The following is a 7,490-nucleotide window of genomic DNA, read 5'->3' as shown; positions in this document are numbered from 1 at the left end:
ATCTCCAGGGTATGGACCGCCTTAAACTGTCATCCCGTTTTTCAAACGATCTTTGAGGACCCACAATCGTTCGGGGACGTCAGCCGCGCCGGGCGGCCTAGATCGCGGCGATGTCGATCTTGGCCATGCCCATCATCGCCTCGAACGCGCGCCTGGCTTCATCGCCGCCGGCCGCCAGTGCTTCCACCAGCACGCGCGGCGTGATCTGCCAGGAAACACCCCATTTGTCCTTGCACCAGCCGCACGCGCTCTCCTGGCCGCCATTGCCGACGATGGCGTTCCAGTAGCGGTCGGTCTCGTCCTGGTCCTCGGTGGAAATCTGGAACGAGAAGGCTTCGCTTTGCTTGAATATGGGACCGCCGTTGAGGCCGATACAAGCAACGCCAGCCACTGTGAATTCGACCGTCAGCACGTCGCCCTTCTTGCCGGATGGATAGTCGCTGGGGGCGGGGTGGACGGCGGTCACTGCGCTGTCGGGAAAGACCTCGGCGTAGAAACGGGCAGCCGCTTCGGCATCCTTGTCGTACCAGACGCAAATCGTGTTCTTGGCCATGACGTGTTCCTTTCACGTTGAAGCTGAAACCTGGCCCTGAGTGAAGGGCCTTCCCCCCAAGAACGAATGAGCGGCCATCCTCCCGACAGGCCGCTGCGATTTTTTTGCACGGCCGGCGACAGCCCGCCTGTCGCCGGCGAGACAGCCGACGACGTACGGCTGTCCGCATAACGGTCCGCCCTGCCCTATTGATCCGGCCAGGATCACACCGAGCCCTTGAATCATGAGCCATATGCCCACGGCCGACACGGCCTTCCTGACCCTCGACGGCGACAGCCTCGGCATCGCGGCCCTGGCACGCTTCGCCGCCGGCGGCACGCGGCTGGCACTATCCGACGAGGCCTGGGCGCGGATCGGCGCGGCCCGCGCCGTGGTCGACCGCATCGTCGACAGCGGCATTCCGGCCTATGGCATCACCACCGGCTTCGGGTCGCAGAAGGATTTCGCGATCGACCCGCGGCAGGAGGCCGAGTTCAACCTCCGGGTGCTGACCGGCCACGCCACGCTGGCCCCCGGCCGCAAGGTGCCGGCCCACACCGCCCGCGCCGCGCTGGCGGTGCTGCTGAACGGCTATGCCCGCGGCTATTCCGGGGTGCGGCCGGTGCTGTGCGAAGCCCAGCTCGGCCGTGCCAATGCCGGCGTCGCACCGGATGTGCGCTATGGCAGTTCGGTCGGCGCCTCCGACATCGTCGCCATGTCGCAACTGGCGCTGCCGCTGGTCGGCCGCGCCTCGGACGGGACTGTCGGCACCGCATCGCTGGCCCCGCTGGACCGGCTGGCGGCGAAGGAGGCGATGTCCCTCCTGAACAACAACGCCCTGACCCTGGCCGCCGGCGCCTTGGCCCTGGCCGACGCCAAGCGGCTGCTCGACGCGCTCGACCTCGTCGCCGCCCTGTCGCTGGAAGGCTTCCGCGGCAATCCTGGCGCCTGGTCGGCGCTGGTGGAGCGGGCGCACCCGCAGCCCGGCCACATCGTCTCCGGCCGCGCCCTGCGCCGGCTGCTGGAGGACAGCGTGCTGTGGCGGGTGGACGGCCCGCGGCTGCTGCAGGATCCCTTGAGCCTGCGCTGCGTGCCGCAGATCAACGGCGCCGCCCACGCCACCCTGGCCTGGGCCTGGAGCGTTTGGGAGTGCGAGCTGAACGCCGTCGCCGACAACCCGCTGGTCGACAGCGCCGGCGACGCCATTGCCTCGCATGGCAGCATGGAGACGACGCTGCTGTCGGTGTCGCTCGACGCGCTGCGGCTGGCCGTGGCCAAGGCGGTCGAGGCCTCGGGCGAACGGGTGCACAAGCTGCAATGGCCGTCCTTCAGCGGCCTGCCCACCGGGCTGGCGGCCGAAGGCGGCGTCAGCGGCGGGGTGCAGTTCCTCAATCTCGGCCACATCGCCGCGGCAAAGGTCGCCGCCACCAAGATCGCGGCACAGCCGGTGACGCCGCATTACCGCGGCCAGATCTGCGACGGGGTCGAGGATGTCGGCGGCATGGCGCCCTTCGCGGTCGAGGAGACCGAGCGCCAACTCGACGCCGCCTGGTCGGCGGTGGCGACGGAAGCCGCGGTCGCCGCCTGGGCCATCGCCCGCCGAGACCTGCCGGTGGACGGGCTGGGCCGCGGCCTGCGCGACCCCTACCGCGCCCTGCGGCCGCTGCTGCCGATCGGCAGCGAGGGCGAGACCCCGTTCGACCTGGCGCCGATCGAGGGCTGGCTGCGCGCCTGGGAGACGCCGGCGGAGCGTTAGCCCCGCCTCGGCGCCAGGCCGGGTTCAGATGATGCCGGCGTGCTGCCAGATGGGCGCGAAGAGCCGATGGCGCTCGGCGGCAGCCCCGACGAAGGACGGCCGCTCCGGCGAATCCGGCGTCATTCCCAGCGCATCGGCCCAGCGCTCGGTCGGGGCCTCGCGGCCCAGCTGCCGGATCAGCGACACCGCTACATAGTCGTTGTCCTCGCAATACAGGCCGCCGCCCAGCCGCAGGCTGGCCAGGGCGCCCCGCGCCGGCTCCCCCCGCAGCACGCGCAGGCCGATCTCGTGATTGAGCCGGGCCGCCGCCGCGCCGAGTCCCGCTTCCGGGCGCGCCACGGTCGTGACCTGGGCGGATCCGACCAGCATGCCGACCAACTCCGCCGGGTCGCGCAGCCGTCCACCGAGCTCCGGCAGCGCCATGAGGTCACCGACCCGGCACGGCCCCTGGCTCAGCGCCGCGACCACCGGCCCGAACAGGCCGGTGTCTATGGCGGCGGTTCCGGCCGGCAGGATGAGTTCGTAGACAAATTCCTCGGCCGAACGCGTCAGCGCGAGGTGAAGGCTGGCGAGTGCCGCGTCGCGGTCCGCCCGGCTGATCTGGCGCTGCCCGCGCATATAGATGTCGTGGCGCAGCCCGCGCTTCAGGCACAGATCCTTCACCAGCTCGCGCAGGGTGGAATCCTCGATGCCGTCCTGGATCGCGCGCTGCTCCGCCGCCAGGATCAGCTCGGGGAAGTTCTCGAAGATCTCGCCCGAGGCGACGTAGTCGAGCTTCGCCTCGGCCAGCGCCGCCGCCACCTCGCCATGGAAGCAGGGCCGCCAGTGGCCGTTCATGTATTCATGCGCCAGGTATTCCGGCAGGATCTCGGGCGGGCACTGCGTCGCCAGGGCTTCCATGGCATCCTGGTCGAGGTGGATGGCGCCGGCGCCGGCCAGCTTGCGGGCGAGATCCAGGCCCAGCATGGCCTTGCGGTCGCTGCGGCCGCCGCCGATATCCCCCGCGGTCCGCAGCAGGCGCTGGAAGCCGAGCGATTTCTGCCAGGCCGGCAGGGTGTTGTAGCTGAGATGCACGATGCCGCCCGAACGAAGGCGATCGGACAGGATGCGGACGACGCCGGCCTTCACCGTTTCCGACACCCAGGTCCACAGCCCGTGGCCGCTGACGATGTCCAGCTCCGGCAGGGTGGCGGGATCGAGGGTGGAGATGTCGGCCTCGAGGAATTCGATGTTGTCGATCCCCGCGGCGGCGGCCATCTCGCGCGCTTCGGCGATATGGGCCGGCATGAAGTCGATGGCGATGACCCGCCAGTCCGGGTTGCTGGCGGCCAGGCACATCGCGCCCCGCCCGCGACCGCAGCCGAGCTCCAGATAGGTCAGCCCCCCGGCCGGACGCGACACCGGGACCACGCCCGCGAGCAGGCAGCACAGCGCCAGATGATCCGGCGATTGCTCCCGGTAATATCCGGGCGCGTAAGCGACATCCGCGACGTAGCCGTCATTCCAGGCCATGAACTGCCTCCAGGGTGCCCGCCCGCACCCGCTGCAGGCCTCTCGGCTTCGTATCCGGCACGGTCTCGGGGCCTGCAGTCACGGATCGATGCCTACAGTTCGGCTCAGATGATTCCGGCATGCTGCCAGATGGGTGACTGGAGACGCTTGCGATTGGCTGCGGCCTTCACGAAGGACGGCCGCTCCGGCGAATCCGCCGGCATTCCCAGGGCATTGGCCCAGCGCTCGGCCGAGGCGTCCCGGCCCAGCTGGTGAATCAGCGACACCGCGACATAGTCGTTGTCGCCGCAATACAGGCCGCCGCCGAGCCGCAGGCTGGCCAAAGCGCCCCGCACTGTTTCGCCCTGCAGGACGCGGAGGCCGAGCTGGTGATTGAGCCGCGCCGCCGCCTCGCCGAGTCCGGCTTCCGGCCGCGCCACGGTCGTCACCTGGGCGGATCCGATCAGCATGCCGATCAGTTCCGCCGGATCCTGCAGCTTCCCGCGGACCTCCGGCAACGCCATCAGGCCACCGACCCGCTGCGGCCCCTGGCTCAGCGCCGTGACCACCGGCCCGAACACGGCGTTGTCGATGCCCGCGGTTCCCATCGGCAGGTTGATTTCGTAGACGAACTCCGCGGCCGGACACGTCAGCATGACATGGAGATTGTTGAGCGCCGCGTCGCGCTCTCCCCGGCTGATCCGGCGCTGCCCGCGCACGAAGATGTCGTGGCGCAACCCACGCTTCAAGCACATGTCCTTCGCCAGCTCCCGCAGCGCGGAATCCTCGATGCCGTCATAGATCGCGCGCTGCTCCACCGTCAGGATCAGTTCGGGGAAGTTCTCGAAGATATCGCCCGAGGCGACATAGTCGAGCTTCGCCTCGGCCAGCGCCGCTGCCACTTCGCCATGGAAGCGCGGCCGCCAATGGCCGTTCATGTATTCATGGGCGAGATATTCCGGCAGGATCTCGGGCGGATACTGCGTCGCCAGCGCCTCCATGGCGTTCTGGTCGAGATGGATGGCACCGGCACCGGCCAGCTTCCGGGCCAGCTCCAGGCCCTGGGCCGCCCTGCGGTCGCTGCGGCCGCCGCCGATATCCCCCGCGGTCCGCAGCAGGCGCTGGAAGCCGATCGCCTTCTGCCAGGCCGGCAGCGAATTGTAGCTGAGATGCACGATGCCGCCCGGGCGAAGGCGATCGGACAGGATGCGGACGACGCCGGCCTTCACCGTGTCCGAGACCCAGGCCCACAGCCCGTGCGCGCTGACGACATCCAGCTCCGGCAGGGTGGCCGGATCCAGCGTGGCGATGTCGGCCTCGAGGAACTCGATGTTGTCGATCTCCGCGGCCGCTGCCATTTCGCGCGCTTCGGCGATATGGCCCGGCATGAAGTCGATGGCGATGACCCGCCAATCCGGGTTGCTGGCGGCCAGGCACAGCGCTCCCCGCCCCCGGCCGCAGCCCAGCTCCAGATAGGTCAGCCGCCCGCCCGGGCGCGACACCGGCATCGTCCCCGCGAGCAGGCAGCACAGGGCCAGATGGTCCGGCGATTGCTGCCGATAATACCCGGGCGCGTATGCCACATCCGCGACGTAGCCGTCATTCCAGGCCATGAACGGTCTCCAGAGGCACCCGCCCGCACCTATCGCGGGTCCCTCGGCGCCGCCGCCACAATGCCACCGCCCGCCCGGCCGGTGCTCATGCGCTTCCGGAATGGCCCTATCGGGATTTGATATCTGACTCGGGGACAGGTCCCGGCATGGCAAAAGGCGCTGGGCCATGCCTCCGCCAAATCCGCATCGGTCCGATGCAGCGCCCGGCCGGGCGATCGGGGCGTAAACGTTTGACATCCCTCCCTTCCCGCGCTGCGGTGGCCGGAGATCCCGATCAGCGGGACTTCCAAGGACTCCCAAGAATGCAAAACAATAGTTTGATCGAGCGGCGGGCCATCGACTTCATCCCGGAGAACGAGCGCCATGGCCGGCCGTTCGGCCAGTTCACGCTGTGGCTCGCCGCCAACCTGCAGATCTCCACCATCATCACCGGGTCGCTGGCCGTGGTGCTGGGCGGCGACGTTGTCTGGTCCCTGGTCGGCCTGCTGATCGGCCAGATGCTCGGCGGCGCGGTGATGGCGCTGCACGGTGCCCAGGGCCCCCAGCTCGGCCTGCCGCAGATGATCTCCAGCCGGGTGCAGTTCGGCGTCTATGGCGCCGCCATTCCGATCGTCATGGTCTGCCTGATGTATATCGGCTTCTCCGCCACCGGCATGGTGCTGTCGGGCCAGGCGATCTCGGCGCTGACCGGCGCCTCCCTGCCGGCCGGGATCCTGATCTTTGCCGCCGTCATCGTCGTCTTCGCCATCCTGGGCTACCGCGCGATCCATGCTGTCGGGCGGGTCGCCAGCGTGGTCGGCATCATCGCCTTCGCCTATATGTTCATCCGCCTCGTCAGCGACCAGGACATCGGCGGCCTGCTGTCGAACGAGCACTTCTCGGTCGCCCAGTTCCTGCTCGCCATGTCGCTGTCGGCGTCGTGGCAGATCGCCTTCGGCCCCTATGTCGCCGACTACTCACGCTACCTGCCGCGCCAGACCTCGCACCGGCGCACCTTCTGGGCGGTCTGGCTCGGCTCGGTGATCGGCGCCCAGGTGGCGATGACCTTCGGCGTCTTCGCCGCGGCCCTGGCCGGTGCCCGCTTCGGCCATGGCCAGCAGGTGCCGTTCATCGTCGGCCTCGGCGCCACCGGCACGATCGCGGCACTGCTGTATTTCGCCATCGGCTTCGGCAAGGTCACCATCACCACGCTGAACGCCTATGGCAGCGTGATGTCGATCGCGACCGTGATCGGCGGCTTCCGCGGCGAGGTGCGGCTGTCCTGGTTCAACCGCCTGCTCTATGTCCTGGTCATGATCGCGCTGACGCTGTGGCTAGCCCTGGTCGAACGCGACAACTTCCTCAACCAGTTCTTCAGCTTCCTGCTGTTCCTGCTGACGTTCTTCACGCCGTGGAGCGCCATCAACCTGGTCGACTACTACTTCATCAGCAAGGAACGCTATGACGTGGCGGCGATCTACGACCCGAACGGGCGCTACGGCCGATGGAACGTCGTCGGCCTCGGCTGCTATGTCTTCGGCGTCCTGGTGCAGATCCCGTTCGTCAACACGACCTTCTACACCGGCCCGCTGGTGGACACGCTTGGCGGCACCGACATTTCCTGGATCGTCGGCCTGGTCGCGACCGCGCTGGTCTACTGGATCGCGGCCCGGCGCAGCGTCGTTCGTCTTTAGGCCGCGGCGGCGGCCGGCCGGCGGGAGAACCGGCCACCGATGCGGTAGCGCGAGCCCGGGAACAGCAGCCGGGCGACGCTGACGAGGTGGCCGGACGACCAGGTGCGGCGATGCACCAGCAGGCAGGGTTCGTGCCGGCCGATCTTCAGGTGTTCGCGCTCCCACGGCTCGGCCAGCACCGCCTCGACCACATGCTCGCCCTCGGACAGCGGCGCCTGCTGCATCAGGTAATCGTGCGGCGTGATCCGGGTGAAGTCCTGCGTGAGGTAATGCGGCGCCGTCTCCAGCCGGACATGGCGGTCCTCCAGCAGGATCGGCACGCCGTCCTCATGATGGACGAGGATGGAATGGGCGATCGCCGCCCCCTCCGGCAGCTCGAACCGCTCCGCCGTCTCGGCCGTCACCGTCTCCGGCCGCAGCAGCAT

At 69.0% G+C, this 7,490-nt stretch carries 6 protein-coding genes; 2 read left to right on the top strand and 4 right to left on the bottom strand.

Annotated elements, in window-relative coordinates; all coding sequences use genetic code 11:
* Positions 1-97: 97 nt before the first annotated feature.
* Positions 98-553 carry a VOC family protein gene (locus AC3XYG_RS17150; protein ID WP_489141064.1) on the bottom strand — a complete coding sequence of 152 codons (456 nt, stop codon included), beginning with the start codon at positions 551-553 and terminating at the stop codon, positions 98-100.
* A 223-nt stretch (positions 554-776) separates the two neighbouring features.
* Between AC3XYG_RS17150 and AC3XYG_RS17145 the strand changes: the two genes are divergently transcribed.
* Complete coding sequence (locus tag AC3XYG_RS17145; protein ID WP_489141063.1) at positions 777-2,288, top strand: aromatic amino acid lyase; 1,512 nt, start codon at positions 777-779, stop codon at positions 2,286-2,288.
* A 24-nt stretch (positions 2,289-2,312) separates the two neighbouring features.
* On the opposite strand, the gene AC3XYG_RS17140 is transcribed toward AC3XYG_RS17145, so the two are convergent.
* Positions 2,313-3,800 (bottom strand): class I SAM-dependent methyltransferase, encoded by a 1,488-nt coding sequence (locus AC3XYG_RS17140; protein WP_489141062.1) that lies wholly within the window; start codon positions 3,798-3,800, stop codon positions 2,313-2,315.
* Positions 3,801-3,904: 104 nt separating this feature from the next.
* Positions 3,905-5,392, bottom strand: a complete 1,488-nt coding sequence (locus tag AC3XYG_RS17135) for a class I SAM-dependent methyltransferase (RefSeq protein ID WP_489141061.1) — start codon at positions 5,390-5,392, stop codon at positions 3,905-3,907.
* Positions 5,393-5,694: 302 nt separating this feature from the next.
* Between AC3XYG_RS17135 and AC3XYG_RS17130 the strand changes: the two genes are divergently transcribed.
* Positions 5,695-7,065: a purine-cytosine permease family protein gene (locus tag AC3XYG_RS17130; RefSeq protein WP_489141060.1), complete on the top strand. Its 1,371-nt coding sequence runs from the start codon at positions 5,695-5,697 to the stop codon at positions 7,063-7,065.
* Here the strand turns inward: AC3XYG_RS17130 and AC3XYG_RS17125 are convergent.
* Positions 7,062-7,490: UTRA domain-containing protein (locus tag AC3XYG_RS17125; protein ID WP_489141059.1), on the bottom strand; the 429-nt coding region annotated here is incomplete at its 5' end. The genes AC3XYG_RS17130 and AC3XYG_RS17125 overlap by 4 nt on opposite strands.

Source organism: Inquilinus sp. (genome assembly GCF_057815775.1).
Note: the sequence above shows the minus strand (reverse complement) of the source record. Positions and strands in the feature narration are given on the sequence as shown.

Bases quoted from the DNA above. Each gene is read 5' to 3' on its own strand.
- AC3XYG_RS17150 (WP_489141064.1), bottom strand. From the start codon at position 553: ATGGCCAAGAACACGATTTGCGTCTGGTACGACAAGGATGCCGAAGCG.
- AC3XYG_RS17145 (WP_489141063.1), top strand. From the start codon at position 777: ATGAGCCATATGCCCACGGCCGACACGGCCTTCCTGACCCTCGACGGC.
- AC3XYG_RS17140 (WP_489141062.1), bottom strand. From the start codon at position 3,800: ATGGCCTGGAATGACGGCTACGTCGCGGATGTCGCTTACGCGCCCGGA.
- AC3XYG_RS17135 (WP_489141061.1), bottom strand. From the start codon at position 5,392: ATGGCCTGGAATGACGGCTACGTCGCGGATGTGGCATACGCGCCCGGG.
- AC3XYG_RS17130 (WP_489141060.1), top strand. From the start codon at position 5,695: ATGCAAAACAATAGTTTGATCGAGCGGCGGGCCATCGACTTCATCCCG.